The sequence below is a fragment of the Pseudomonas sp. Irchel 3F3 genome, from assembly GCF_900187545.1.
GTDB lineage: Bacteria > Pseudomonadota > Gammaproteobacteria > Pseudomonadales > Pseudomonadaceae > Aquipseudomonas > Aquipseudomonas fortuita.
Genome location: NZ_FYDS01000004.1, coordinates 145,020 through 169,748, shown reverse-complemented (window position 1 = coordinate 169,748; position 24,729 = coordinate 145,020). Strand labels below are relative to the sequence as shown.

Here is a 24,729-nt window from a genome sequence, read left to right as displayed (position 1 = left end):
AACACAAGTTTGACCCAAGCGGCGGAATTAATAAGTTTCAAATAACCGGCTTTTTAATGAGGTTATTGCACCAACTAAACTAATCCTGATGCGTGTTGCGAAGTCAAGTTGATCAGGTAAAGATGCGGTGTCGCGATCTCAACTATTTATGTCTCCTGCATATTAGTTTGCAAATCGCTGAACTAATTATTTGCCCGCTGCGATTTAACCGGCACGGGTGCATCACCAGAATCGCCCCCCTTGAATGTTAATGCTCAGCCTGACTGCCTGGCCCGCAAAGTGGGTCAGGAAGGCTGTCGGGCAACCAGGTGTCTCGCCGTCTGGGCTGATGCAACCAACACCGGATACCAGGAAAGGAAAGTGTCATGGGAATGACGAGGCGTAAGTTTTTGATCGGCGGTGGCGTCTTGGCTGTTGCGGGGGGCGCGGGGATTCTGACCCCCCTGCTGACGCGCGAAGGCAGGCTGATCCCCGGCAAACCACGGTTTGGTTTTGTAGGGGGCACTGAGGGAGAGCTGCCCAAGCAGGCGGATGTAGTCGTCGTTGGCGCGGGCATTCTTGGGCTCATGACGGCGATCAACCTGGTCGAACGTGGCCTTTCCGTAGTTGTCGTTGAAAAAGGTGAAATTGCCGGCGAGCAGTCGTGCAGGTTTTATGGTCAGGTGATGACCTACAAGATGCCGGACGCAACTTTCCAGTTGCACCATCTTGCCAAGCAACGTTGGCGTGAAATGAATGCCAAAGTGGGTGCAGATACCAGCTATCGCACGCAAGGTCGGGTGGAAGTGCCGTTCGATGAAGAGGACCTGGAAGGCGTCAGGCAGTGGATCGATAGCAAAGGCCGTGAAGTGGCAGCGGATATACCGTTCAACACGCGAATCATCCAGGGCAATGAACTTGAACAGCGCCTGCGTGGAGCATCGTCAAACTGGAAGGTCGCGGGTTTCGAAGAAGATTCCGGTAGCCTCGATGCCGAGCGCGCATCGTTTGTCATGGCGGAGTACGCCAAGAAAATGGGCGTGCGTATCTACACCCACTGCGCCGCAAGAGGGCTGGAGACCCAGGCGGGAGCCATCTCTGATGTGGTGACCGAGAAGGGCGCCATCCGGACTTCGCGGGTGATCGTGGCGGGTGGGGCTTGGTCCAGGCTGTTCATGCAGAACCTGGGGGTCGATGTGCCGACCTTGCCCGCTTACCAGTCCCAGCAAATCATCAGTGCGGCCCCCCGTGCACCCGGCGGCAACGTTGCATTGCCGGGGAATATCTACTTCCGTGAGCAGGCCGACGGTACCTACGCCACTTCGCCACGCGTCGTGGTTGCCCCGGTAGTGAAAGAGTCGTTCATGTACGGCTACAAGTACCTGCCTCTGCTGGCCATCCCGGACTTCCCGGTGCACATCTCGCTCAACAAGCAGCTCATTGATTCGTTCATTCAGCCAACCCACTGGAGGCTGGACGAAGTTTCGCCTTTCGAGAAAAACCGGCTGATGACGGCGGCCCCGGACCTTCCGGAGCTGAATGCATCTCTGGAAAAACTCAAGGTCGAGTTCCCTGCCTTCAGTGATGCGAAGCTGATCGATCAGTGGAGCGGTGCGATGGCCATTGCTCCGGATGAGAACCCCATCATTTCGCAGGTCAACGAGTACCCGGGGCTGGTCCTCAACACCGCAACCGGCTGGGGAATGACGGAGAGCCCGGTGTCGTCCGAGCTGTCGGCCGATTTGCTGCTTGGCAAGGCGCCCGTGCTGGACCCGAAACCCTTCAGCCTGTATCGATTCTAAGCGCACCTGGCGCAATGGAATGACCCGTGTGCGCATCATCCATGCGTGCACATGCTTGGTACTTTTCAGGAGAACACCATGAAAGTCGCTTTGAACACCGTGGTTGCACTGGCATTGGCCGGTATCGGCAGCGCCCATGCACAAGATATCGTGCGCCATGGCGCAGGCAGTTTCCCGATCTCGTCAGCTGTAGAAGTCCCCGCGGGCAAGACGGTCATCTACCTGAGTGGTTCGGTCCCGTCGGTTATCCATCCCGATGCACCCAAGGAGTCACTGGAAGCCCACGGTGACACCAAGGCACAAACCATCAATGTGCTTGAAAACATTCAGCAGCAACTGAAAGAACTGGGTCTTGGCCTCACGGATGTGGTGAAGATGCAAGTGTTCCTGGTGGGTGGGCCAGAGAACGGCGGCAAAATGGATTTTGACGGTTTCATGGCCGGCTATACCCAGTTCTTCGGGCCTGCCGCCAAACAGCCGGTTCTGCCCGCGCGTTCCGCGTTCCAGATTGCGGGCCTGGCACACCCGGCCTGGCGCGTTGAGATCGAAGTTACAGCGGTTCGTCCCTGAGCGGATGTGCTTCGTCCTGGGCCAACGCCCAGGACGGCCAGCAACAGGGTTGGCTGAGTTACCCCGCGATAAACAAGGGCAATGCCAAGTACAGCTTGATCACGATGACATTGATGATGTCGATGAAGAACGCGCCCACCATCGGCACTACCAGGAAGGCGATGTGCGAGGCGCCATAGCGCTGGGTCACTGCTTGCATGTTGGCAATGGCCGTCGGCGTTGCACCCAGGCCGAAGCCACAGTGCCCGGCCGCCAGCACTGCCGCATCATAGTTGCGGCCCATCACCCGGAATGTCACGAAGATCGCAAACAGTGCCATGACCAGCGTTTGCGCGGCCAGCAACGCAAAGAACGGTAAGGCCAGTGCCGCCAGGTCCCACAACTTGAGCGACATCAAGGCAATGGCCAGGAACAGGGACAGACTGACATTGCCCAGCACCGAAACTTCTCGTTCGAACACACGATAAAAGCCGAATGCCGAAAGCCCGTTGCGCAGCAGTACGCCCACGAAGAGTACACAAACGAATGTCGGCAGTTCGAATGCCGTGCCTCTCAATACTCCATTCAGTAATGTACCGGCCAGCAAACTGACGGCAATCAGTGCCAGCGTTTCGATAAATGAAAAAGAGGTGATCAGACGCTCTTTATTCGGCTGTTCAAAGCCTTTTGGCAGATGTGGAACTTCTTCTTCCACCCCCTGCGTCTTTACCCGCTTGATCAGCAACCTGGCAACCGGGCCACCAATCAAGCCGCCCAGTACCAGGCCGAAGGTGGCAGAGGCCATCGCCAGTTCGGAAGCCGAAGCCACCCCAAACTTTTCAGTGAACGTGGCGCCCCAGGCGGCGCCCGTGCCGTGACCCCCGGACAGGGTGATCGAACCAGCCAGCAGGCCCAGCAATGGGTCGAGCCCCAATGCCGTTGCCAGGCCTATGCCCATGGCGTTCTGCACCAGCAGCAAGCCAGTCACCACCAGCAGGAACACAGCGACCACACGGCCGCCCTTCTTCAGGCTGGCGAAGTCTGCACTCAGGCCGATGGTGGCGAAGAACGCCAGCATCAACGGTGTCTGCAATGAGGTATCAAACTGGACCTGTACATCGAAACTGCGCAATGCCAAGAGCGCCAAGGCCACTACCAATCCGCCTGCAACAGGTTCCGGGATATTGTAAGCGCGCAGGAAACCAATGCGTGCGACCAGCCCGCGCCCCAGTAGCAATACCAGGGAGGCGGCTACAAGTGTCCCGTAAAAATCGAGTTCAAACATCAGGGTACTCTTCGTTCAAGGTGACATGCGAAATAACGATGTCATCATTCTACGGCGAGCACGCCAGTCAATTGCGGCCAAGCGGCTAGGAAAATTCTGAATGAGCTGTCGGCTTTGACGACGCGTATCAAAGTTTTCCGGGTATTCCATATTTACGCAGCCGCTGGGCAATAGCGGTATGCGAAGTTTGCAAGCGCCCGGCCAGCTGACGCGTCGACGGGTAACTGGCATACAGGCGCTGTAACAGTTCGCGCTCGAAATCACCCACGGCCTGTTCCAGGCTGGCCACTTCACCGTCCTGCCCTCTTGCCACCGAGGTGCCGGCGATGTCCAGGTCGCCGATATCCACCAGGTTGCCCTCGCAGATGGCCGCAGCGCGGAAGATTACGTTTTGCAGTTGACGCACATTGCCCGGCCACGGGTTGGCCAGCAGTGCCGAATGGGTGGCCGGGGTCAGCCGGCAGGCTGGGCGCTGGATCTGCGTGCAGGCCTGCTGCATGAAGAAGTGCGCCAGCATCAGGATGTCCTGGCCCCTGTCACGCAGTGGCGGTACCTGCAGGTTGAGCACGTTGAGGCGGTAGAACAGGTCTTCGCGGAAGCTGCCTTCGGCGACCATGCGCTCCAGGTCGCGGTGGGTGGCACTGATGATGCGCACATCCACCTTCACTTCGCGGTCGCCGCCCACCCGGCGGAAGCTGCCATCGCTGAGAAAACGCAGCAGCTTGGCCTGCAGGTAGGGTGACATTTCGCCAATTTCATCGAGGAACACCGTGCCCTGGTTGGCCAGTTCCATCAGCCCGGGCTTGCCACCGCGTTGCGCGCCGGTGAAGGCACCGGGTGCATAACCAAACAGCTCGCTCTCGGCCAGGCTCTCGGGCAGTGCGGCGCAGTTCAGGGCGAGGAACGGGGCGGCGTGGCGGCTGCTGATGGCGTGGCAGGCGCGGGCGACCAGCTCTTTGCCAGTGCCGGTTTCGCCGTGCACCAGCAGCGGTGCATCGAGCGCCGCCACGCGCAGGGCGCGGGCCTTGAGCGTGCGGATGGCGGGCGACTCGCCGAGCAGGGCATCGAAGCCTTCGGCATGGTCGTGGTGCAGGGCCGACAGGCGCTCGCCCATGCGCGTGGGCGGGTAGAGCGTGAGCAGGCCACCTGCGTTGGTGATCGGCATGGCGTCCAGCAGCAGGCTTTGGCCGTTGAGCTGCATTTCGCGCATGGGCAGGTGGAAGTTGTTGTCCAGCAGCGCCTGCAGCAGCGCGGGGTCGCCAAACAGTTCGCCCACCGAACGCCCGGCGGATTCGCGGCCGCACAGGGCGATCAGCGCCGGGTTGGCCAGCAGCACCAGGCCTGCGCTGTCCACGGCCAGTACCGGGTCGCTCATCGCCGCCAGCAGGGCGTCGAGCTGCAGGTGGCGGCGCTGGCCGGGGAGGATGTCGACCACGTCCACCGATTGCACGCCCTGCACCTCGAACAGTGCGTCATGCAGTTCTTCGAGCACGGCAGGGCTGAGGGTGGGAGCATCGATGTAAACGTTCGGCGGGACCATCTCCACCGCGTCCAGGTTGAGGTTGCGGGCACCGAGCAGGGCGAGGACTTCCTGGGTGATGCCGACGCGGTCGATGAAGCTGACATGGATGCGCATTGGGGAGGGGCAAGGTGGTGGCCGGGGAGGGCGGTAGTATGCCTTAACATCGCCGGGGCTGCGCAGCAGCCCCAAGTACGCGAAATCACTCCAGATGTTCAGGCTTGATGGGGTCGCCCGATTTCACGTCAAGCTTTTCGCGAATGTCCGCGAACATATCGTCATAGAGCTTGTGCGGCGAACTCAGTGTCTCGAATTTTTTCGGCGGCGCGAGATATGACTGAGCCTTGCGGGTCAGCAGCATGAGGAAGCTGGGCAATACCTGGTCCTTGGCGAGGAAGAACTTTTCTTCCACCGGCTTGCCTTCGATGCTGCCATGCATGCGGAACTGAATGCCTCTGCCTTCCTTGGGGTCCGACGCTGCCTCGTAGTCGATGTTCAGGTCATAGCTGTGGTCGGCACTGTTCAGCGCAGAGCGCTCGATATGTACATGACCAGGTTCATAATGGGCCATGGCTAGCTCCTTTGGAAGGTCGAAAACGGCGGGCGCCAGGCACCCGCCAACTGCATTCAACGGTAGCTGATCCCAGGCTTCTCGGTGGAGACCCGTGTGCCAGCAGTACCTTTGACAATGTCTTCAATGTTTTCCAGCGAACTGATCACTGCCACCTTGCCGGTGTTGCGGGCAAAGTCACTGGCAGCTTGCACTTTTGGCCCCATGGAGCCTGCGGCGAAGCCAAGGCGCTCGAGTTCGTCCGGATGGGCCTGGGCAATGGCTTTTTGCGTGGGCTTGCCCCAGTCAATGTAGGCCGCGTCGACGTCGGTGGCGATAATCAGAAGGTCGGCTTCCAATTGCTCGGCCAGCAGTGCAGAGCACAGGTCTTTGTCGATCACCGCTTCAATGCCCTTGAGCTTGCGGTTTTCATCGTACATGGTGGGGATGCCGCCACCGCCTGCGCAAATCACGATGCTGCTCTTTTCCAGCAGCCACTTGATCGGGCGGATTTCAAAGATGCGCTTGGGTTTCGGGCTGGCCACCACACGGCGGTACTTGTCGCCATCGGCCTTGACCACCCAGCCTTTCTCTTTGGCCAGGCGCTCGGCCTCTTCCTTGCTGTAGACCGGGCCAATGAACTTGGTCGGGTCCTTGAAGGCGGGGTCGTTGGCGTCCACTTCCACCTGGGTCAGCAGGGTGGCGAATGGCACCTCGAAATCCAGCAGGTTGCCCAGTTCCTGTTCGATCATGTAGCCGATCATGCCTTCGGTTTCGGCACCCAGCACGTCCAGCGGGTAGGCCTCGTCAGGCTTGTAGGACAGGGCCTGAAGCGACAGCAGGCCGACTTGCGGGCCGTTGCCGTGGGCAATGACCAGTTCGTTGCCAGGGTGGATCTTGGCGATCTGTTCGGTGGCGGTGCGGATATTGGCGCGCTGGTTGTCAGCGGTCATGGGCTCGCCGCGACGCAGCAGGGCGTTGCCGCCCAATGCAACAACGATACGCATGGGGAATGTCCTTTACGCAGATGGGGTGAGCACCTCGATCCTTTGTGGGAGCTGGCTTGCCGGCGATCACCGGCGAAGCCTGCCCCCAGGCGCGGGGCGATTGTCAGAGGTCAGCCAGGGTCGAAACCAGAATCGCCTTGATGGTGTGCATGCGGTTTTCCGCCTGCTCGAAGGCGATGCAGGCCGGCGACTCGAACACGTCGTCAGTCACTTCGATGCCGTTGGCCAAGTCCGGGTACTGTTCGGCAATCTGCTTGCCGACCTTGGTGTCGGAGTTATGGAACGCCGGCAGGCAGTGCATGAACTTGGTCCGCGGGTTGCCGGTGGACTTCATCAACTCGGCATTCACCTGGTAAGGCTTGAGCTGCTTGATGCGCTCACCCCAGGCTTCGATCGGCTCGCCCATCGAAACCCACACGTCGGTATGAACAAAGTCCACACCCTTGACCGCCGCTTTCGGGTCTTCGGTGAGGGTGATGCGGGCGCCGCTTTCCTCAGCGTACTTCTTGCAGCGCTCGACCAGGTCGTCATGCGGCCACAGTGCCTTGGGCGCGGCGATGCGCACATCCATGCCGAGCTTGGCGCCAATCAGCAGCAGCGAGTTGCCCATGTTGTTGCGGGCGTCGCCCAGATAGGCGTAGCTGATGTCGTGCAGCGGCTTGTCGCTGTGCTCGCGCATGGTCAGCACGTCGGCAATCATCTGGGTCGGGTGGTATTCGTCAGTCAGGCCGTTGAATACCGGCACACCAGCGAACTTGGCCAGCTCTTCGACGATTTCCTGCTTGAAACCCCGGTACTCGATCGCGTCATACATGCGCCCAAGCACGCGAGCGGTGTCTTTCATGCTCTCCTTGTGGCCGATCTGCGAAGAGTTGGGGTCGATATAGGTGACGTTGGCACCTTGGTCGTAGGCAGCGACTTCGAAGGCGCAGCGGGTACGGGTGGAGGTTTTTTCGAAGATCAGCGCAATGTTGTTGCCCTTCAGGTGCTGCTGCTCGGTACCGGTGTACTTTGCACGCTTGAGGTCGCGGGACAGGTCCAGCAGGTAGCGCAGCTCGCGGGTGGTGTGGTGTTCCAGGCTGAGCAGGTTGCGGTTGTGAATGTTGAACGCCATGATTGCTTCTCCTTGAGTCCGGTAGTGTCCCGGCCGGCGCTTTGTGGGCGCGGCCGGGTGCAATGGTCGTTAGTAATCGATCGGGTCACGCACAATCGGGCAGGTCATGCAGTGGCCGCCGCCCCGGCCCCGGCCCAGTTCGCCGGCGCTGATGGTGATGACCTCGATACCGGCCTTGCGCAGCAGGGTGTTGGTGTAGGTGTTGCGGTCGTAGCCGATGACCACGCCCGGCTCGAGGGCCACCACGTTGTTGCCGTCATCCCATTGTTCGCGCTCGGCGGCAAAGCTGTTGCCGCCAGTCTCGACCACCCGCAGCTTGTCTTTCTTGCCCAGCAACTGCTCGGATACCACCTCGAGGAACGAGGCATCCTGCGGCGCGATGTTCATGCCATAGGGCTTGCTGGAATCTGGGGTGATGATGAATGGCTTGATCTCTTTCACCACCTCCGGGAATACCGTTACCAGGTCGCGGTCGCAGAAGCTGAACACGGTGTCCAGGTGCATCGCCGCGCGGGACTTCGGCAGGCCAGCGACGATGATTTTCTCGGCCGCGCCCTTCTCGAACAGGTTCTGAGCCAGTTGGCCGATGGCATGGCGCGAAGTGCGCTCACCCATGCCGATCAGCACGATGCCCTTGCCGACCGGCATCACGTCGCCGCCCTCGAGGGTGGCGTTACCGTGATCCTTGTCCGGGTCGCCGTACCACACCTGGAAGTCGGCGCCGGTGAATTCCTTGTGGAACTTGTAGATGGCGGTGGTCAGCAGGGTTTCCTGACGTCGCGCAGGCCAGTACATCGGGTTGAGCGTCACGCCACCATAGATCCAGCAGGTGGTGTCACGGGTGAACTGAGTGTTGGGCAGCGGCGGCAGAATGAAGCTGGAGTGGCCCAGGTACTTGTTGTACATCTTGATCACTTCGGCGCCTTCGCTGACTGGAAGGTCCTGGCCCGCCACGCCGCCAATCAGGAACTCCGCCAGGTGGCGTGGCTCCAGCCCTTCGAGCCAGCTGCGCACCTCGTTGGTCAGGCCGACACCCACGGTGTCAGAGGTAATCTTGCGGTCAAGGATCCACTTGAGGGCTTCGGGTTGCTGCACGATGTCGGTCAGCAGGTTGTGCATTTCCAGCACATCCACGCCGCGCTCGCGCATTTTGGTGACGAAGTCGAAATGGTCACGCTTGGCCTGGTCGACCCAGATCACATCGTCGAACAGCAGCTCGTCACAGTTGCTCGGCGTCAGGCGCTTGTGCGCCAGGCCCGGCGAGCAAACCATCACTTTGCGCAGTTTGCCGGCTTCGGAGTGGACACCGTACTTCTGTTTTTCAGCGGACATGGTTTCATTCCTCCAATTGAACGAAGACGTGGGTCAAAGGGTCAGGAAGCCGTCGTACAGGCCATAAGCTGCCACCAGGGCGCCGATGACCACGGCTGCGAAGATCAGTTTTTCCACGTTGGTGAAGATGGGTTGGCCAACTTCACGCTTGGCTTTGGCGAACAAGATCGCCCCAGGTGCGTAGAGCAGGGCCGAGAGCAGCAGGTATTTCACGCCGCCGGCGTACAGCAGCCAGATGGCGTACAGCAGGGCGATGCCGCCGATGATCAGGTCTTTCTTGCGTTCGGCCAGGGCCTGCTCGTAGGTTTCGCTGCGCAGTGCCAGCAGGAACGCATAGGCTGCCGACCACAGGTAGGGCACCAGGATCATCGAGGTGGCGAGGTAGATCAGCGACAGGTAGGTGCTGTTGGAGAACAGCGTGATTACCAGGAAGATCTGCACCATGGCATTGGTCAGCCACAGGGCGTTGGCCGGGACCTGGTTGGCGTTTTCGCGGCGCAGGAACTCCGGCATGGTGTGGTCCTTGGCGGCGGCGAACATGATCTCGGCACACAGCAGTACCCACGACAGCAGCGCCCCCAACAGCGAGATGATCAGGCCGACGCTGATCAGCACCGCGCCCCAGTGGCCGACCACATGCTCCAGTACGGCAGCCATCGACGGGTTCTGCAGCTTGGCCAGTTCCGGTTGGGTCATGATGCCCAGCGACAGCACGTTCACCAGCACCAGGAACAGCAGCACGGTGACAAAGCCGATGACCGTGGCCTTGCCCACGTCAGAGCGTTTTTCCGCCCGGGACGAGAAGATGCTCGCGCCCTCGATGCCGATGAACACCCACACGGTGACCAGCATCATGTTGCGCACCTGGTTCATCACGCTGCCAAGCTCCGGTGTGCCTACGGCCCAGATGTCAGCGGTGAAGATGTCGAGCCTGAAGGCGAACAGGCAGATCAGGGCGAACAGCACCAGCGGTACGACTTTGGCCACGGTGGTGACCAGGTTGATGAACGCCGCCTCCTTGATGCCGCGCAGCACCAGGAAGTGCACCGCCCACAACAGGATCGATGCGCCAATGATGGCGGCCGGCGTGTTGCCTTCACCGAAGATCGGGAAGAAGTAGCCCAAGGTGCTGAACAACAGCACAAAGTAGCCGACGTTACCCAGCCAGGCACTGATCCAGTACCCCCAGGCCGAAGAGAAGCCCATGTAGTCACCGAAACCGGCCTTGGCGTAGGCATACACCCCGCCATCCAGGTCAGGCTTGCGGTTGGCCAGGGTCTGGAACACAAACGCCAGGGTCAGCATGCCGACCGCGGTGATGCCCCAGCCAATCAGTACGGCACCAACCCCTGCGCTGGCGGCCATGTTCTGCGGCAGCGAAAAGATCCCGCCGCCAATCATGGAGCCGACGACAAGTGCAACTAACGCGCCGAGCTTCAGTTTTCCAGATGAATCAGACATTTAACAACTCCTGCCAGGAGAAAGTTGACGTCAGCATAAATCTGACGCCGTTGCCGTTTGCTGACTTGTGTCAGTTTAAGGCGCCGTGAAGTAGGAAATTTCCTTCACGGGTGCTCCTGGAGAGTGCCGACAGCTTAAGCTGCAAGCCTTGCGCGCTGGCACCTCCATGTCTTTCTAGAGCAATCGCTCTGCTCAGCCTGCGATGCTTGAAACTAGCCGGTTTTGTGGGTTTCGCAAATTTTTCACAAGCATTTTGAGTTTTATCAGGAACTTTCCCCGCGGCCTTGCAACTGCTGGTTTTTAATGCCACGTACATAGACAATGCAGTTATGAGTGCTATAGCTTGATTGGCCTGTTCCATTATAAGTAACCACTCATATATGGCCGGCGAGGCTGTTTCAATGGTATGACAGCGCGAAAAATGGGGGATGCATGAGCGAACCGGGACAGAAGCTGCGCCTGGGCGCGCTGATCGCGCTGGTGGTCGGCTCGATGATCGGTGGCGGGATCTTCTCGCTGCCGCAGAATATGGCAGCGCGTGCCGATGTCGGGGCGGTGCTGATCGGCTGGTGCATCACCGCCGTTGGCATGCTGGCCCTGGCGTTTGTGTTCCAGACCCTGGCCAACCGCAAGCCGGAACTGGACTCCGGGGTGTATGCCTATGCCAAGGCGGGTTTCGGCGACTACATGGGCTTCTCTTCGGCCTGGGGCTACTGGATCAGCGCCTGGCTGGGCAATGTCGGCTATTTCGTACTGCTGTTCAGCACCCTGGGCTTCTACTTTCCGGTATTCGGTGAAGGCAATACGCCGGTCGCCATCGGCTGTGCCTCGCTGCTGCTGTGGTCGGTGCATTTTCTGGTGCTGCGCGGCATCAAGGAGGCCGCGTTCATCAACCAGGTGACCACCGTGGCCAAGGTGGTGCCGCTGCTGATGTTCGTGGTGATTGCGGCGTTCGCCTTTCGTGCCGATATCTTCACCCGTGACATCTGGGGCATGAGCAACCCGCAGTTCGGCGGCGTGCTGGAGCAGGTGCGCAACATGATGCTGGTGACCGTATTCGTGTTCATCGGCATCGAAGGCGCCAGTGTGTACTCCGGCCGCGCCGCGCGTCGCTCGGATGTGGGCAAGGCCACCGTCATCGGGTTTCTCGGTGTGCTGGCGCTGCTGGTGCTGGTCAACGTGCTGTCGCTGGGGGTGATGACCCAGCCGGAACTGGCCGGGTTGCAGAACCCGTCGCTGGCCTCGGTGCTGGAGCACATCGTCGGCCCTTGGGGTGCCTTGCTGATCAGCCTCGGGCTGGCGGTTTCGCTGCTGGGTGCGTTGCTGTCGTGGGCGCTGCTGTGTGCCGAGATCCTGTTCGCCACGGCACGGGACAAGACCATGCCGCGCTTTCTGGCCAAGGAAAACGCCAACCATGTGCCCGCTAACGCCCTGTGGCTGACCAACTGCATGATCCAGGGCTTCCTGCTGATTACGCTGTTCTCTGCCGGTACCTACACCAGCCTGATCTACCTGGCCTCGTCGATGATCCTGGTACCCTACCTGTGGTCGGCGGCGTATGCCTTGCTGCTGGCGGTACGGGCAGAAACCTATACCGGGCAGCCGGGGTTGCGGCGCAAGGACTTGCTGGTAGCGCTGGTTGCCTTGCTGTATGCCGTGTGGCTGTTGTATGCCGGCGGGCTCAAGTACCTGCTGCTGTCGGCGCTGCTGTATGCCCCCGGCGTGATCCTGTTTGCCAGGGCCAAGCATGAGCAGGGCCAGGCCTTGTTCACCACTTGGGAAAAGCTGATTTTCGCCGCAGTGCTGGCGGGCGCAGGGCTTGCGGCCTATGCCCTGTATTCAGGGTTGCTGAGCTTGTGACGGGGCGGGGCAGGCGTGCTCCGGGCGTGACCAGATCCACAGGTTGCCCAGGGTCATGCCGCCGATTGCCAGAAACACCGGCCAGTGGTGTTGCAGAAACGTCAGCATCAGCCCCGCACACAGCAGCATGCTGATGGTGGCGCTGACCTTGGCACGGCGCTGGATCACCTTGCCATTGCGCCAGTTGTAAAGGATTGGCCCGAACAGCCGGTGGTTCTCCAGCCAGGCAGAAAGGCGCGGCGAACTGCGGGTCGCCGCCCAGGCGGCCAGCAGGATGAATTCGGTGGTCGGCAAGCCGGGAATGACGATCGCGACCAAGCCCACCCCCAGGCTCACGTAGGCCAGGATTCCGTACAACAGGCGGGCGATCTTCGAGCGGGCAGGTCGGGTCATGGTCTCACTGCAAAAAGCGGTTTGGCCACCGGTAGGGTGGCCGGATTCGGCGTATCAGACCAGCGCGGTATCCGCAGCATAGGCATGTTTGAGCAGCTCGGTGAACCGCTCGAAGGCGGCCACTGCACCGCGCTCGGCAGCGGCTTCCTCCTCAGCCGACAGCTCAAGGCTATCGAGGATGCGAGTGAACTGTTTCCAGCCCTCGGCACGGCCACCGGCCGGCTCATCCAGGTGGCGGGCACCAAAGCTGTCAGACAGTTCCAGGGCCACGGCACGCTTGATCAGAAACGCAGCGCCCAGTTTGGAGCCTTCAGAGACGAAGATCCAGCCCATTGCCTCGCCCAGGCTCGGGTTGACCAGGGCGCCCGGCACGGCGGCTGGCACTTCGGTGTCCAGGTCTGCGAGGTCCAGGCGTGCCTGCTCGGCACGGCAGCGCTCGGCCAGATCGGGAACGATGGCGATCAGCTGCGGATCGTTGTACAGGGCTTGCAGCTCGGACTGGAACAGGTACTGGGCAACGACGAAGCGGGCGAAGCTTTCGCGGCTGTCGAAAGGCGCGTGGGATTTGACCAGGGCATCCAGCTCTGCGTGCGGGGCGTGGGTGATCTGGTTCAGGCGCTGGGAGCGCAGGGCTGGGCGTTCGGTCATGGGGGCAGTCCTTGGAAAGAGGGGCGTTTAGATACAAGACGAAACAGCGGCGGCGGGACAGTAAAAAAACTGGGTTGTAGTGTTGTCTGTACCGGCCTCTTCGCGGGCGCGCCCGCTCCCACAGGTTCAACGCAGGCCGTGGACCTATGATGTTTCTGTGGGAGCGGGCGCGCCCGCGAAGGGGCCGGTACAGGCGTAAGGGATCAGATATCCCAAACCACATTGATACCGAAGTTGCGCCCCGGCATGGTCAGGCGGTCGATGTTGGCTGGCTGGGTCACAGCCGCTTCACCCTGGCCGTCGTAGCTGCGCACCGAATCCCACTGCCAGTACTTCTTGTCGGTGAGGTTGTACAGGCCGGCGTTGATGGTCACGTCGTCGGTGACCTTGTAGTAGCCGGTCAGGTCCAGCACACCGTAGCCCGGGGTGCGGAACTTCGAGCTCGCACCATCTGGCGAGTAGAAGCTGGAGTCGTCGACGCGGGTCTTGCGCTTGACCAGTGTCCAGCTCAGCAGGCCACCGTAGTTTTGCTGCTCGTAACCGAGGCCAAACACGCCCTTCAGTGGGTTGACGGTGTTCAGCGGTTCACCGGTGTCATCGTTACGGCCATAGGTGTAGGCAATCGAACCCTGGGTATACAGGCCTTGTGGCGCGCCGAAGCGGTCGAGGTTCAGGCGGCCCTTGACCTCGGCACCCTTGATGGTGGCGTGCTTGATGTTGTTGGCCTGGAAGGTTTGTTCCAGGTTGGCGCTTTGCACCGCATCTTCGTCGATGAAGTCGCGGTACTTGTTGTAGAACACCGCCACGTCGAAGTTACCCGCGTCGAAGTTGCCACGCAGGCCGGTTTCGTAGCTCTTGCTCTTTTCCGGTTCCAGGCCTGGGTTGCCTTCTACGCGATAACCTTCCTCAAGGTTCACGAACTTCCCGTACATGGACTTGGCGGTCGGGGTGCGGAAGCCTTCGGCATACTGACCATACCAGGTGTAGTTGTCGTTGAAGGCGTAGGTCAGGCCGAACTTGGGCGAGACGCGGTGCCACTTCTTGTCCGAGTCGTCCTGGGAGGTGGGCGCTGTGCCGGTGGACTCCAGGCCACGCAAGAATTCGTCGGTGAACTTGGGTTCCATGCGCGTGTAGTCGTAGCGCGCGCCGGGCATGAAGGTCCAGTTATTCCAGCGGATCTCGTCCTGCACGAACAGGCTGTAGGTGTTCACGGTCGGGTCCGGGAAGTCACTGACCAGAACCTGGCCGTCTGCCGGGCGTTCGGCGCCGGCGGCGGAGCAACCGGAGCCCACGGCCAGGCAGGTGCCCGTGCCGCTGCGCGAGCCAGTGATTTTCTCGTGCTTGATGGTGGTGCCATAGGTCAGCAGGTGGTCGGTGGCGCCGATGCTGAAGGCCTTGTCCAGCTGGGCATCGAATACCCACTGGCGGTCTTTGTAGGTTGTGTCACGCGTGCGCAGTACCTGGCGGCCAGGCGGTGCGTAGACTTCTTCGGTGTGCTGGTCGGTCTTGGCGATCTGGTAGTTGAGGCTCCACTTGACGTGGTCAGCGACCAGCGAATCCAGGCCGAACTCATGGTTGATGCCATAGCGCTCGCGGGTAATGGTGTCGTTGCCACTGCGCGCCTTGTAATAGCCCATGCCACCAAAGCCCGGAATGAACGGCCCGCCCACCGCGCTAAGGATGTTCTGGTCGCGGTCATCCTTGTAGCGCTCGTAGGTGAAGCCCAGGCGGGCGTCGTCGTCGTAGTTCCAGCCAAGCTTGGCCAGCACGTTGGTGGTGCGCACGTCCATCGGGTTGGCTTCGGTGCGCGACAGGCCGGCACCGCTGTGGCCGCCATGGGTTTCGGTCTCGTGGCCGTTGCGCTGGCTCAGGTGCAGCAGGCCATCGAAATCACCCTCGCGGCCGGCGACGGTGGCGGAGGTGAGCCAGCTTTCGTCGGCCGAGCTGTAGCCGGTCTTCAACCGTGCACCCACGTCCTTCCCGGGCTTGATGATGTCGTCGGGGTCGAGGGTGAAGTAGCTCACAGCGCCGCCGATGGCGTTGCTGCCGTACAGCACCGAGGCCGGACCGCGGAGGATTTCCACACGCTTGACGATTTCCGGGTCGACGTAGTTGCGTTGGGTCTGTGCGTAGGGGCCGTAGAAGAAGCTGTCCGGGATCGACACACCGTCGACCTGGGTGAGGATCCGCTCGCCGTCGATACCACGGATGTTGTAGCCGTTCAGGCCGCTGCGCTGGCCGGTACCGGCCACCGACACACCCGGCTCGTAGCGCACCAGGTCCTGGATGCTGTTGACGTTCTGCCGGTCCAGTTGCTCGCGGGTCTGTACGCTGACAGTGCTCGGCACCTGGCTGACGTCCTGGGCGCTACGTGTGGCGCTGACGGTCACCTGTTGCAGGGCGATCACGTTGCCGCCGGTCTGACGTTCGAGGATCACGTTGCCGTTGCTGATCTTGCGAAAACCCAGCCCGGTACCCTGCAGCAGGCGCTTGAGGGCGGCATCTGCTGGCAGCGAGCCTTGCACGCCCGGCGAAGCCACGCCGTCAGCCAGCTCGGCGCTGAAACCGACCTGCCAGCCGGTGACCTGACTGAAGGCATTGATTGCCGATACCAGCGGTTGCTGGCCGATGCTGAAGCGGTAATCACCCATACGCGGGCTACTGGCGCGGGCCGGTTCGGCGGCCAGCACCGGCAGGCTGCAGGCACCGCTGGCGAGCAGGGCCAGGGTCAACAGGGACAGTTGCCCGGTTCGGCGGGGAAGGGTGTACGAGCGGGTAGGACCAGTGGACATCGAAAGCGCTCCCTGATGCGCGGACTGTTATAGGTGATTGCTGTTCTCGTTTTCAAACAAGAATCAGTTGCATTGGCTATAACGAGACGGGCGGGGCAGGGCGATCGCGTAAAAATAATTTCGGGGTCAGTTCAGAATCACCAGCGCAGGGTACTCATGCAGCTGTGCCGAGGTGATGTGGGCCAGTGCGCGCAGGGTTTCCAACGGCTGGTCAAGGCGGTAGTTGCCGGTGACTGCAACGTCTTCCAGCTGCGCATTGCGGTTGATGATCCAGCCTGGGTAGTAGCGACGCACTTCAGCCAGTACCTGGCTGAGCGGGCAGTTCTCGAACACCAGGCGGCCGTCGACCCAGGCCAGGTCCTTTTGCAAGTCGGCGCGTTGGCGCTGGCCGAAGCCTTGGGGGCCGACGCTGATGCTATCCCCGGCACTCAGGCGAATGCGTTGGTCGCGTGCCCCTTGCAGGTCGACATCGCCGCGTTGTACCCGTACCTGGGCCTCGCCGTCGAGGTAGCGCACGGCAAAGTCGGTATCGCGCACCTGTGCGCGCAACGGCCCGGCCTCTACCTCAAGTGGCAGCTGTGCGCCGTCGGGTATCTGGAAGTAGGCCTCACCCTGCAGCAGGCGGGCGATCTGGCGGCCGTCACGGTGGTCGCTGGCAAATGCCGAGTTGGTGTTGAGCAGGACTTTTGCGCCGTCTTCCAGTTGCAGGCGCTGGCGCTCGCCCACCACGGTCAGGTGGTCGGCCTGCAAGCGTGTGGGCAGGTTGCCGACGGTGAACAGCCCGACCAGCAGCACTGCTGCGGTGGCCAGGGGTTTCCAGTGGCTGCGCAGGCGCCCGCGCCATGAGCGGCGTTGCTGCTGGTGCATCTGCGTGGCTGCCTGGTGCAACGGCATACCGTTCCACAGCGCCTCTGCTTCGACATAGGCCTCGGCGTTTTCCGGCGCAGCGCTCAGCCAGGCTTCAAAAGCCAGGGTGTCCTCGGTATTGGCGCATTGCAGGCGCACCAGCCAGTCCAGCGCCTCGTCCATGGCACGCGCACGGGCACTAGGCCCGGCAGGTGACGGGCGAGGGGCAGGGCTGTCGGTCACGGTAAATCCTTGAATGGTTTTTTGCGAATGATCAAGGCTAAGACGGGGTGTGGCAAGGGCTTTGCGTCGCCGTTCGCCGGCGGTCAGCTTACTTGAGGCGTTCGGCAACACCCATGCAGATCGCCATGATCAGTTTCAGTTCCTTTTGCACCGTACTGGGCGAAACACTGAGTTGTTCGGCAATTTCCAGGTAGGTGGCGCCGTGCAGGCGGCTGAGGATGAAAATGCGCTGCTGGCGTTCACTCAGCTGGTTGAGGCTGACGCTCAGGTGCTTGAGCAGCTGCTCGGCATGGGCGGCATCCTCGCTGCTGGTGGCGGGGGCGGCCACGCTGTGCAGCACTTCGTCGGGCACGTCGTCGACCAGCATGCGCGCCTGTACCCGGCGTGCGCGCAAGTGGTCCAGTGCCAGGTTGCGCGCGGTCTGGAACACGAACGGCTCGATGTGCTCGATGGGCCGTTCGCCCAAGGCGCGCGACACCCGCAGGTAGGTTTCCTGCAGCAGGTCTTCGGCCGTGCTGGGGTTGCCGACCATGCGCTGCAAGGTGCGCAACAGGGTAAGGCGCTGGACGAGGAAGACGGAGTTGAACCGGGACTGACTCACAGGGGGACCTGGCCGACGAAAGGTTAATGATAATGCTTATCATCCGTGCCGTTGGTCAAGTGTGGATGTGTTAGGAAATGGTAAAGATTGTGAGTGACGTGTGTATGGCGATGGATACCCTGTGCTTTTGAGATCGAGCGCCGCCCGCGCGGCGCTTCGCGGGACAAGCCCGCTCCCACATTTGTTTCGGGCCAGTCATGCCTGTGCAATTAGCGCGCGTACCCCTTGGTGCACGACGCGACATCGAAGGGGACAAACAAGGGACCGCGCGCCATGGATCAGGATTGATTGGCCCGAAACAAATGTGGGAGCGGGCTTGTCCCGCGAAGCGCCGCGCGGGCGGCGCTCGATCTCATAAGCGATGAAGATGCTGTGTCCGGCTCAACGGGCCTGGCACAACGCCAGGCAGTTATCCAGCATGCGGTTGCTGAACGCCCACTCGTTGTCATACCACGCCAGCACCTTGAGCATGCGCCCGTTGGCCCGGGTATGGTTGGCATCGAAAATCGACGACAGCGGGTTGTGGTTGAAATCGCAGGAAACCAATGGCAACGCGTTGTACCCCAATACCTTGGAATGCCGGCTGGCTTCAAGGAACAGCTGGTTGACCTGCTCGGCCGTCGCCTCGCGCTTGAGGTTGACGGTGAGGTCCACCAGCGACACGTTGATCACCGGTACCCGCACTGCCATGCCGGTCAGCTTGCCCGCCAGCTCCGGCAGCACAAGGCCCACGGCTTCGGCGGCGCCGGTCTTGCTGGGGATCATCGACTGCGTGGCCGACCGCGCCCGGTACGGGTCGCTGTGGTACATGTCGGTCAGCACCTGGTCGTTGGTATAGGCGTGAATGGTGGTCATCAGGCCTTGCTCGATGCCGAACTCGCGGTGCAGCACCTGGGCGATCGGCGCCAGGCAGTTGGTGGTGCAGGAGGCGTTGGAAATGACCTGATGCGAGGCCCGCAGGATGTCATGGTTGACCCCGTAGACCACGGTGGCATCGGCGCCTTTGGCCGGCGCCGAGACAATCACCTTGCCCGCCCCGGCGGTCAGGTGGGCAGCGGCTTTGGCACGGTCGGTGAACAGCCCTGTGCACTCGAACACCACGTCGATCGCTTCGGCCTTCCAGGGCAGGTCGGCCGGGTTGCGGATGGCACTGACGGCGATACGGTCACCATTGACCGTGAGGCTTTCGTGGTCGGCCTCGACTGTGGCCTCGAACGTGCCATGCACGCTGTCGTATTTGAGCAGGTGGGCATTCATGGCGCTGTCGCCCAGGTCGTTGATGGCGACGACCTGCAGGTCCTGGCGGTAGCCTTGGGTATACAGTGCGCGCAGGACGTTGCGCCCGATGCGGCCGAATCCATTGATCGCGATGCGTAGGGTCATGGCAGTACCTCTGGCAGTCCGAGTGAAACCTGTGGCAAAAAGGAGCTTCACTGAAACGGTTTTGTTGTTGGAATTACAAGATTATTCACTGGCTGATAGAAAACAAGCCTTTTTAGTGGCAGTATTTTGTTTAAACATACAACGAGTGGTTGGGCGTTGTGCCTCCACCGATGCAGCAGGCTCCTTGCCTTGAGCCTAGGCCGCAATCGTTTGGAGGGGAAATGCCCGGTAAACCGCCCTTACAATTAGCCTGGAGTCCAGTACATGCATCCGCGCATCCTTGAGGTCACCCAACGGCTGATCGACCGCAGCCGTGCCACCCGCGAACGCTACCTGCAACTGATTCGCGGCGCGGCCAGTGAAGGCCCCATGCGTGCCAGCCTGCAGTGTGCCAACTTCGCCCATGGCGTGGCCGGTTGCGGCAGCGAGGACAAGCAGACTCTGCGCCTGATGAACGCGGCCAACGTGGCCATCGTCTCGGCTTATAACGACATGCTGTCTGCCCACCAGCCGTATCTGCACTTCCCGGAGCAGATCAAGCAGGCCCTGCGCGAGGTCGGTTCGGTCGGCCAGTTCGCCGGCGGCGTGCCGGCCATGTGCGACGGCGTGACCCAGGGTGAGCCGGGCATGGAGCTGGCCATCGCCAGCCGTGAAGTGATTGCCATGTCCACGGCGGTCGCGTTGTCGCACAACATGTTCGATGCCGCGCTGATGCTGGGCATCTGCGACAAGATTGTCCCAGGCCTGATGATGGGGGCGCTGCGTTTCGGCCACCTGCCGACCATCTTCGTGCCGGGCGGGCCGATGGTTTCCGGCATTTCCAACAAGCAGAAGGCCGACGTGCGCCAGCGCTATGCGGAAGGCAAGGCCAGCCGTGAGGAGCTGCTGGAGTCGGAGATGAACTCCTATCACAGCCCGGGTACCTGCACCTTCTACGGCACCGCCAACACCAACCAGTTGGTGATGGAGGTGATGGGCCTGCACCTGCCGGGCGCCTCGTTCGTCAACCCGTACACGCCGCTGCGCGACGCACTTACAGCGCACGCCGCGCAGCAGGTGACGCGCATGACCAAGGCCAGCGGCAGTTTCATGCCGCTGGGTGAAATCGTCGACGAAAAGGCACTGGTCAACTCCATCGTTGCCCTGCACGCCACGGGCGGCTCGACCAACCACACCCTGCACATCCCGGCGATTGCCCAGGCAGCAGGTATCCAGCTGACCTGGCAGGACATGGCCGACCTCTCCGAAGTGGTGCCGACCCTGTCCCACGTCTACCCCAATGGCAAGGCCGACATCAATCACTTCCAGGCCGCCGGGGGCATGGCCTTCCTGATCCGCGAACTGCTGGATGCCGGGCTGCTGCACGAAGACGTCAACACCGTGGCCGGCCCCGGCCTGCGCCGCTACACCCAAGAGCCGTTCCTCGACAATGGCAAGCTGGTGTGGCGCGAGGGGCCGCAACAAAGCCTGGACGAAAGCATCCTGCGCCCGGTGGCGCGGCCATTCTCGGCTGAAGGCGGCCTGCGGGTGATGGAAGGCAACCTGGGCCGTGGCGTGATGAAGGTTTCCGCCGTCGCCCCCGAACATCAGGTGGTCGAGGCCCCCGCGCTGGTGTTCCATGACCAGCAGTCGCTCGCCGACGCGTTCAAGGCCGGTGAGCTGGAGCGTGACTTTGTTGCCGTGGTGCGCTTCCAGGGCCCACGTTGCAACGGCATGCCCGAACTGCACAAGCTCACGCCCTTCCTCGGTGTTTTGCAGGACCGAGGCTACAAGGTGGCGCTGGTTACCGACGGGCGCATGTCCGGCGCCTCGGGCAAGATCCCGGCGGCCATCCACGTTTGCCCCGAGGCTTATGATGGCGGCCCGCTGGCGCGCGTGCGCGATGGTGATATCGTGCGGGTCGATGGTGTCGAAGGCACACTGCGGGTAATGGTATCGGCCGAAGAACTGGCCAGCCGCGACCTGCCGCCGGTGCCCCAGGGCAATGACCTGGGCTGCGGGCGCGAGCTGTTCGGCTTCATGCGCATGGCGTTCAGCCCGGCAGAGCAGGGCGCGAGTGCCTTTACCTCGGCCCTGGAGAACCTTAAATGAAAGACCTGCTGGTTGGCGACATTGGCGGCACCAATGCCCGTTTTGCGTTGTGGCGTGACAACCAGCTGCATGAGGTCAACGTTTTTGCCACTGCGGACTACACCAGCCCGGAGCAGGCCATCGAGGCTTACCTCGAAGGCCAGGGCATAGCCCGCGGCGGCTTGGCGGCTGTATGCCTGGCGGTAGCCGGGCCGGTCGATGGCGATGAATTTCGCTTTACCAACAACCATTGGCGTTTGAGCCGTACGGCTTTTTGCAAGACCTTGCAGGTCGACCGGTTGTTGCTGATCAACGATTTTACCGCCATGGCGCTGGGCATGACCCGCCTGCGCGATGGGGAATTTCGCGAGGTGTGCCCTGGTCAGGCTGACCCTTCGCGGCCTGCGTTGGTGATCGGGCCAGGGACTGGCCTGGGCGTGGGCTCGTTGCTGCGCCTTGGCGAACAGCACTGGCAGGCCTTGCCGGGGGAGGGCGGGCATGTCGACCTGCCGGTGGGCAATGCGCGCGAAGCGGCCATCCATCAGCAGATCCACGGCCAGATCGGCCATGTCAGTGCCGAGACCGTGCTCAGCGGTGGTGGCCTGGTGCGGCTGTACCAGGCGATCTGTGCGCTGGATGGCGACACACCCCGACACAAGACCCCGGCACAGATTACCGAAGCCGCGCTGGGCGGTGAGCCAAGGGCGCTGGCGGTGGTCGAGCAGTTCTGCCGCTTCCTTGGGCGCGTGGCGGGTAACAACGTGCTCACGCTGGGCGCGCGAGGCGGGGTCTATATTGTCGGCGGCGTCATTCCCCGCTTTGCCGAACTGTTCCTGCGTAGCGGGTTTGCCGCGAGTTTTGCCGACAAGGGCTGCATGAGTGGCTATTTCGCTGGCGTGCCTGTGTGGCTGGTAACCGCAGAGTTTTCCGGCTTGCTGGGCTCCGGTGTGGCCTTGCAGCAGGCCTTGGACCACAGATAAGTGTAAAGGGCCGCTGATAGTTCCGGCACAGCGCGGTCCCTGTAGGAGCGGCCTTGTGCCGCGATGGGGCGCGAAGCGGCCCCAATAACAGGCAACCAAGACCTGTAACTAACAAGAGGAAGGACCACCTTGAGCACTGCCGGCAAATCGATCCTGATGGTCGACGACGACCAGGAAATCCGCGAACTGCTGCAAACCTACCTGAGCCGCTCCGGCTTCCAGGTGCATGCCGAAGCCGATGGAAAGGGCTTTCGCCGCGCCCTGGAAACCACCCCCTGCGACCTGGTCATCCTCGACGTCATGCTGCCCGACGAAGACGGTTTCAGCCTGTGCCGCTGGGTACGCCAGCACCCGCGCCAGGCGCGGGTGCCCATTATCATGCTCACCGCCAGCTCCGACGAAGCCGACCGTGTCATCGGCCTGGAACTGGGCGCTGACGACTACCTGGGCAAACCGTTCAGCCCTCGCGAGCTGCAAGCGCGGATCAAGGCCTTGTTGCGCCGCGCCGAGTTCGGCCTGTCGGCGCCAGGCAGCGCGGTGCTGGCCTTCGACGACTGGCGGCTGGACACGGTCAGTCACCGTCTGTTCCATCACGACGGTGAAGAGGTGATTCTGTCTGGTGCCGACTTCGCCCTGCTCAAACTGTTCCTCGACCATCCGCAGCAGATTCTCGACCGCGACACCATCGGCAACGCCACCCGTGGCCGCGAGCCAATGCCGCTGGACCGCATCGTCGACATGGCGGTCAGCCGCCTGCGTCAGCGCCTGCGCGATACCGACAAGCCCCCCCGGCTGATCCGCACGGTGCGCGGCAGTGGCTACCTGTTGGCGGCACATGTCTGCAGTGCGCCCTGAGCGGCGCTGGCGCCTGCTGCCGCGCTCACTGCTGGGGCGCATGCTGCTGCTGACCTTGCTGGTAGTGCTCTTGGCCCAAGGCTTGTCGAGCATCATCTGGGTGGCCCAGTTGCGTGCCAGCCAACTGCAGGGTCTGCGTGCGAGCGCCAGCAGCCTGGCCCATTCGATGAGCGCCAGTGTCAGTTACTTCCGCTCGTTGCCGGTGGCCTACCGGCCCATGGTGCTCGACCAGTTGCGCAGCATGGGCGGCACGCGCTTTTTCGTCTCGCTCAACGTCAAGCCGCTGGACATGCCGGTGCTGCCCATCACTGCACGCAAGCAGGCGGTGATCGAGGTATTCCAGCAGGTACTGCACGAGCGCCTGGGTTCGCAAATGGACATTTCTGTCGAATTCGTCGGGCCTGACGACCTGCGCATTTTCAACAGCGGCCTGAAACTCGACGAGCTGCCACGCTCCTGGGCGCATTACTCATTGACACTGGAGCCGCTCAACCCGCCGGTGCTGGTGACGCAGATTCGCCTGGACGAGGGCGAGTGGCTGTACATTGCCTCGCTGCTGCCCGAGCCCTATACCAGCCTTGAGGCCGAACGCCTGCCACGGCAGCAGATCGGTTTCATCGTGCTCACCACCGCCTTGCTGCTGTTGTTCATCGGGTTGTTGGTGCACTGGCAGAGCTGGCCGCTCAAGCGCCTGGCGCGCGCTGCCCGGGAGATGTCGCTGGGTGCCGATGTGGCGCCGGTGGTTGAAGGAGGGGGGAGCGAAGTGGTGGAAGTCAGCCGGGCATTCAACAGCATGCGCGAGCGCATCAGCCGCTACCTGACCGAGCGTAGCCAGCTATTCAGTGCCATCTCCCACGACCTGCGCACGCCGATCACCCGCCTGCGTCTGCGTGTCGAACTGCTGGAGGACGAGCGCCTGCAGGCCAAGTTCAGCCAGGATCTGGACGAGCTGGAGCTACTGGTCAAAGGGGCGTTGCAGTGCGTGAAGGACACCGATATCCACGAAAACATCGAGCCGGTCGACCTTAACCATGTGCTGGAGATTCTGGCAGAGCCTTATCTGCGTGATGGCCGCATCACGGTCGACGGCCGGGCGCTGGCGCCTTACCCAGGCAAGCCGCTGGCGCTGCGGCGCTGCATCGGCAACCTGGTCGACAACGCCATCAAGTACGGCGAGCAGGCGCGGCTGCGCATCATCGACAGTGCCGAAGGTTTTGTGCTGCAGGTGGACGACCAGGGGCCGGGCGTACCGCAGCAGCAGCTTGAGCAAGTGTTCGAGCCGCATTTTCGGCTGGCCGGACAGCAGCAGGGCTATGGGCTGGGATTGGGGATTGCGCGCAACATTGCCCACAGCCACGGCGGCGAGGTGAGCTTGCTCAACCTGCGCGAAGGCGGGTTGCGGGTGACCCTGTATCTGCCGCGGGGGCAGGACTGAGTTGTTGGTGGTGGCAGTTCGAGCC

The 24,729-nt window shown here is 61.9% G+C and carries 21 protein-coding genes; 7 read left to right on the top strand and 14 right to left on the bottom strand.

All coding sequences use genetic code 11. The annotated features are described in order from the left end of the window. Positions 1–389 precede the first annotated feature (389 nt). Both CKW35_RS09510 and CKW35_RS09505 read left to right on the top strand, forming a co-directional pair. Positions 390–1,781: an FAD-binding oxidoreductase gene (locus CKW35_RS09510; protein WP_200867648.1), complete on the top strand. Its 1,392-nt coding sequence runs from the start codon at positions 390–392 to the stop codon at positions 1,779–1,781. Between the two features lie 78 nt (positions 1,782–1,859). Next, positions 1,860–2,351, top strand: a complete 492-nt coding sequence (locus CKW35_RS09505; RefSeq protein WP_016485074.1) for a RidA family protein — start codon at positions 1,860–1,862, stop codon at positions 2,349–2,351. A 58-nt stretch (positions 2,352–2,409) separates the two neighbouring features. Here the strand turns inward: CKW35_RS09505 and gltS are convergent, their stop codons facing one another. The 8 genes from gltS to CKW35_RS27820 form a co-directional block, all read right to left on the bottom strand. Further along, positions 2,410–3,615: a sodium/glutamate symporter gene (gltS, locus tag CKW35_RS09500; protein WP_016485075.1), complete on the bottom strand. Its 1,206-nt coding sequence runs from the start codon at positions 3,613–3,615 to the stop codon at positions 2,410–2,412. A gap of 127 nt (positions 3,616–3,742) precedes the next feature. After that, the gene (locus CKW35_RS09495) at positions 3,743–5,251 is read right to left on the bottom strand and encodes a sigma-54-dependent transcriptional regulator (protein WP_023046961.1); all 1,509 of its coding nucleotides are present in this window, start codon (positions 5,249–5,251) and stop codon (positions 3,743–3,745) included. An 85-nt stretch (positions 5,252–5,336) separates the two neighbouring features. Further along, a complete protein-coding gene (locus tag CKW35_RS09490; protein WP_016485077.1) occupies positions 5,337–5,705 on the bottom strand; it encodes a DUF5064 family protein in 369 nt (122 codons plus the stop codon). Between the two features lie 56 nt (positions 5,706–5,761). Then, positions 5,762–6,691 carry a carbamate kinase gene (gene arcC / locus CKW35_RS09485; RefSeq protein ID WP_016485078.1) on the bottom strand — a complete coding sequence of 310 codons (930 nt, stop codon included), beginning with the start codon at positions 6,689–6,691 and terminating at the stop codon, positions 5,762–5,764. Between the two features lie 103 nt (positions 6,692–6,794). Beyond that, a complete protein-coding gene (locus CKW35_RS09480; RefSeq protein WP_016485079.1) occupies positions 6,795–7,805 on the bottom strand; it encodes an ornithine carbamoyltransferase in 1,011 nt (336 codons plus the stop codon). Between the two features lie 69 nt (positions 7,806–7,874). Continuing rightward, positions 7,875–9,137 (bottom strand): arginine deiminase, encoded by a 1,263-nt coding sequence (gene arcA, locus CKW35_RS09475; protein WP_016485080.1) that lies wholly within the window; start codon positions 9,135–9,137, stop codon positions 7,875–7,877. A gap of 33 nt (positions 9,138–9,170) precedes the next feature. Beyond that, positions 9,171–10,598, bottom strand: coding sequence for an arginine-ornithine antiporter (arcD, locus tag CKW35_RS09470; protein ID WP_016485081.1), 1,428 nt, complete (start codon positions 10,596–10,598; stop codon positions 9,171–9,173). Between the two features lie 70 nt (positions 10,599–10,668). Then, positions 10,669–10,959, bottom strand: coding sequence for a hypothetical protein (locus CKW35_RS27820; RefSeq protein ID WP_134792734.1), 291 nt, complete (start codon positions 10,957–10,959; stop codon positions 10,669–10,671). Between the two features lie 71 nt (positions 10,960–11,030). On the opposite strand from CKW35_RS27820, the gene arcD (CKW35_RS09465) reads away from it, so the two are divergent. Beyond that, a complete protein-coding gene (arcD, locus tag CKW35_RS09465) occupies positions 11,031–12,458 on the top strand; it encodes an arginine-ornithine antiporter (protein ID WP_016485082.1) in 1,428 nt (475 codons plus the stop codon). Here the strand turns inward: arcD (CKW35_RS09465) and CKW35_RS09460 are convergent. The 6 genes from CKW35_RS09460 to gap form a co-directional block, all read right to left on the bottom strand. Then, positions 12,438–12,851, bottom strand: coding sequence for a YbaN family protein (locus CKW35_RS09460; RefSeq protein ID WP_016485083.1), 414 nt, complete (start codon positions 12,849–12,851; stop codon positions 12,438–12,440). The genes arcD (CKW35_RS09465) and CKW35_RS09460 overlap by 21 nt on opposite strands. A 54-nt stretch (positions 12,852–12,905) precedes the next feature. Beyond that, positions 12,906–13,499: a biliverdin-producing heme oxygenase gene (locus CKW35_RS09455; protein WP_095115781.1), complete on the bottom strand. Its 594-nt coding sequence runs from the start codon at positions 13,497–13,499 to the stop codon at positions 12,906–12,908. A gap of 203 nt (positions 13,500–13,702) precedes the next feature. Then, positions 13,703–16,291 carry a TonB-dependent receptor gene (locus tag CKW35_RS09450; protein WP_024717626.1) on the bottom strand — a complete coding sequence of 863 codons (2,589 nt, stop codon included), beginning with the start codon at positions 16,289–16,291 and terminating at the stop codon, positions 13,703–13,705. Positions 16,292–16,417: 126 nt separating this feature from the next. Further along, positions 16,418–17,380, bottom strand: a complete 963-nt coding sequence (locus tag CKW35_RS09445) for a FecR domain-containing protein (protein WP_016485086.1) — start codon at positions 17,378–17,380, stop codon at positions 16,418–16,420. An 88-nt stretch (positions 17,381–17,468) separates the two neighbouring features. Continuing rightward, positions 17,469–17,981, bottom strand: a complete 513-nt coding sequence (locus CKW35_RS09440; protein WP_003255059.1) for an RNA polymerase sigma factor — start codon at positions 17,979–17,981, stop codon at positions 17,469–17,471. A 381-nt stretch (positions 17,982–18,362) separates the two neighbouring features. Beyond that, positions 18,363–19,364, bottom strand: coding sequence for a type I glyceraldehyde-3-phosphate dehydrogenase (gene gap, locus CKW35_RS09435; RefSeq protein ID WP_016485087.1), 1,002 nt, complete (start codon positions 19,362–19,364; stop codon positions 18,363–18,365). Between the two features lie 264 nt (positions 19,365–19,628). Between gap and edd the strand changes: the two genes are divergently transcribed. The 4 genes from edd (at position 19,629) to CKW35_RS09415 (ending at position 24,704) form a co-directional block, all read left to right on the top strand. Continuing rightward, positions 19,629–21,455 (top strand): phosphogluconate dehydratase, encoded by a 1,827-nt coding sequence (edd, locus tag CKW35_RS09430; protein WP_016485088.1) that lies wholly within the window; start codon positions 19,629–19,631, stop codon positions 21,453–21,455. After that, positions 21,452–22,414: a glucokinase gene (locus CKW35_RS09425; protein ID WP_060517591.1), complete on the top strand. Its 963-nt coding sequence runs from the start codon at positions 21,452–21,454 to the stop codon at positions 22,412–22,414. The genes edd and CKW35_RS09425 overlap by 4 nt, the downstream gene beginning before the upstream one ends. 129 nt (positions 22,415–22,543) lie before the next feature. Further along, positions 22,544–23,269, top strand: a complete 726-nt coding sequence (gene gltR, locus CKW35_RS09420; protein ID WP_016485090.1) for a two-component system response regulator GltR — start codon at positions 22,544–22,546, stop codon at positions 23,267–23,269. Continuing rightward, positions 23,250–24,704 (top strand): ATP-binding protein, encoded by a 1,455-nt coding sequence (locus tag CKW35_RS09415; RefSeq protein WP_016485091.1) that lies wholly within the window; start codon positions 23,250–23,252, stop codon positions 24,702–24,704. The genes gltR and CKW35_RS09415 overlap by 20 nt, the downstream gene beginning before the upstream one ends. Positions 24,705–24,729 lie beyond the last annotated feature (25 nt).

Coding starts and splice junctions, on each gene's coding strand:
- CKW35_RS09505 (WP_016485074.1), top strand. CDS start 1,860: ATGAAAGTCGCTTTGAACACCGTGGTTGCACTGGCATTGGCCGGTATC.
- gltS (WP_016485075.1), bottom strand. CDS start 3,615: ATGTTTGAACTCGATTTTTACGGGACACTTGTAGCCGCCTCCCTGGTA.
- CKW35_RS09495 (WP_023046961.1), bottom strand. CDS start 5,251: ATGCGCATCCATGTCAGCTTCATCGACCGCGTCGGCATCACCCAGGAA.
- CKW35_RS09490 (WP_016485077.1), bottom strand. CDS start 5,705: ATGGCCCATTATGAACCTGGTCATGTACATATCGAGCGCTCTGCGCTG.
- arcC (WP_016485078.1), bottom strand. CDS start 6,691: ATGCGTATCGTTGTTGCATTGGGCGGCAACGCCCTGCTGCGTCGCGGC.
- CKW35_RS09480 (WP_016485079.1), bottom strand. CDS start 7,805: ATGGCGTTCAACATTCACAACCGCAACCTGCTCAGCCTGGAACACCAC.
- arcA (WP_016485080.1), bottom strand. CDS start 9,137: ATGTCCGCTGAAAAACAGAAGTACGGTGTCCACTCCGAAGCCGGCAAA.
- arcD (WP_016485081.1), bottom strand. CDS start 10,598: ATGTCTGATTCATCTGGAAAACTGAAGCTCGGCGCGTTAGTTGCACTT.
- CKW35_RS27820 (WP_134792734.1), bottom strand. CDS start 10,959: ATGGAACAGGCCAATCAAGCTATAGCACTCATAACTGCATTGTCTATG.
- arcD (WP_016485082.1), top strand. CDS start 11,031: ATGAGCGAACCGGGACAGAAGCTGCGCCTGGGCGCGCTGATCGCGCTG.
- CKW35_RS09460 (WP_016485083.1), bottom strand. CDS start 12,851: ATGACCCGACCTGCCCGCTCGAAGATCGCCCGCCTGTTGTACGGAATC.
- CKW35_RS09455 (WP_095115781.1), bottom strand. CDS start 13,499: ATGACCGAACGCCCAGCCCTGCGCTCCCAGCGCCTGAACCAGATCACC.
- CKW35_RS09450 (WP_024717626.1), bottom strand. CDS start 16,291: ATGTCCACTGGTCCTACCCGCTCGTACACCCTTCCCCGCCGAACCGGG.
- gap (WP_016485087.1), bottom strand. CDS start 19,364: ATGACCCTACGCATCGCGATCAATGGATTCGGCCGCATCGGGCGCAAC.
- edd (WP_016485088.1), top strand. CDS start 19,629: ATGCATCCGCGCATCCTTGAGGTCACCCAACGGCTGATCGACCGCAGC.
- CKW35_RS09425 (WP_060517591.1), top strand. CDS start 21,452: ATGAAAGACCTGCTGGTTGGCGACATTGGCGGCACCAATGCCCGTTTT.
- CKW35_RS09415 (WP_016485091.1), top strand. CDS start 23,250: ATGTCTGCAGTGCGCCCTGAGCGGCGCTGGCGCCTGCTGCCGCGCTCA.